Origin of the sequence: Phytoactinopolyspora endophytica, assembly GCF_004138495.1 — a bacterium.
Classification (GTDB): domain Bacteria; phylum Actinomycetota; class Actinomycetes; order Jiangellales; family Jiangellaceae; genus Phytoactinopolyspora; species Phytoactinopolyspora endophytica.
The window spans coordinates 637,978-639,512 of record NZ_ML142849.1 but is presented as its reverse complement, the minus strand read 5'-3'; the positions used below and the strand labels follow the sequence as shown (position 1 = coordinate 639,512).

Below are 1,535 nucleotides of genomic sequence, written 5' to 3'. Positions count from 1 at the left end.
GCTGGAGCCCGGGCAGCTGGTGCAGGTCGCCTACCTGTTCACCATCACGGCGTTCCCGATCCGGGCGATCGGCTTCGTTCTCGGGGAGCTTCCACGTGCGGTGGTCGGCTGGCGCCGGGTGTCCGCCGTGCTCGATGCGACCGGCGCGCTCCCGTTTGGCGAGCGACGCCTCGAAGGCACCGGAGAGGCCGCGCAGCTCGGAGTCAACGACATCAGGTTCGCCTACGACTCGGCGGGCACCACCGCAGCCGCACGTGCTTCGGGCCAGGGCCCACCCGAGCGGGCATCGGGCGGCAGCGTGCACGGGTTGCGGGCCGACGGGCCGTCGCCGGACGTCTCGTCCGGGGCCGAGCCGCCCGCTGGGGACCAGGACCCGGACGCGGACGACGCCGCGGTGCTCGACGAGATCGACCTCAGCATCGAGCCCGGCAAGACGGTCGCCGTCGTCGGCCCGACCGGCTCGGGCAAGTCGACCCTGGCCAGCCTGCTGGTGCGGCTGGTGGATCCGGTCGACGGGGAGATCCGCATCGACGGCACCGACCTGAAGGACCTGCGCAAGGGAGAGATCGCCGAGACGGCCGCGCTGGTGTTCCAACAACCGTTCATCTTCGAGGACAGCATCCGGGAGAACATCACCCTCGGCCGGGACATCCCCGACGGCGATGTCTGGGCGGCCCTCGAGCTGGCCCAGGGGCAGGACTTCGTGGTGGGGAACGACGACGGCCTCGACGCGCCCGTGGGGGAACGCGGCTCCATGCTCTCCGGCGGTCAGCGACAGCGTCTGGCGCTGGCGCGCGCACTGGTCCGCAGGCCACGGCTGCTGATACTCGACGACGCGACCAGTGCCGTCGACCCCGAGGTGGAGCGCCGGATTCTGGCCGGCCTGCGCGACGCCGGGCTGCCGTCGACGGTGGTGGTCGTGGCCTACCGGCGCGCGACCATCACCCTGGCGGACGAGGTCGTCTACATCGAGGACGGCCGGGTCGTGGCACGCGGCACTCATCACGAGCTGATCGCGACCACACCGGGGTACGAGCGGCTGATCACCGCCTACGAGCGCGACGCCCAGGAGCGTGCGGACGGCGGAACCGACCCACAGCAGAGAGGGAAACAGTGAGCAGCGGCGCGAGCGCCTCGTCCCGGCTCGGCGACATCACGTCGGCCGGGGCGCTGCGGACCATCCGGCGAGGGCTGGCGCTCTCTCCGGAGATCAAGCAGGGACTGCCGCTGACGCTGCTGATCGCGTTGGTCGCCACGGGTGGCCGGGTGATCGTCCCGATCTCGGTGCAGCAGACCATCGACCGCGGCCTGAACGCGTCCGGCGGGCCGGACCTGGTCTATGTCCGGTGGATGTGCTTCATCGCCGGGATCGGCATCGTGGTCACGGTCGGCGCGGCGTATCTGATGAACCGGAGGCTGTTCCGGGCGACCGAGGCCGGGCTCGCGACGCTGCGCCTCAAAGGCTTCCGGCACGTGCACGACCTCTCGGTGCTGACGCAGAACACCGAACGCCGCGGCGCTCTGGTCGCGCGGGT

Annotated in this window: 1 protein-coding gene and 1 pseudogene; both read left to right on the top strand. The window is 71.5% G+C overall.

Going from position 1 to position 1,535, the window contains the following annotated elements; all coding sequences use genetic code 11:
* Positions 1–1,117: ABC transporter ATP-binding protein (locus ELR45_RS34450; protein WP_205855736.1), on the top strand; the 1,117-nt coding region annotated here is incomplete at its 5' end.
* Positions 1,114–1,535, top strand: a pseudogene (locus ELR45_RS36555) (ABC transporter ATP-binding protein); the annotation flags it as partial. The gene ELR45_RS34450 and the pseudogene ELR45_RS36555, both read left to right, overlap by 4 nt.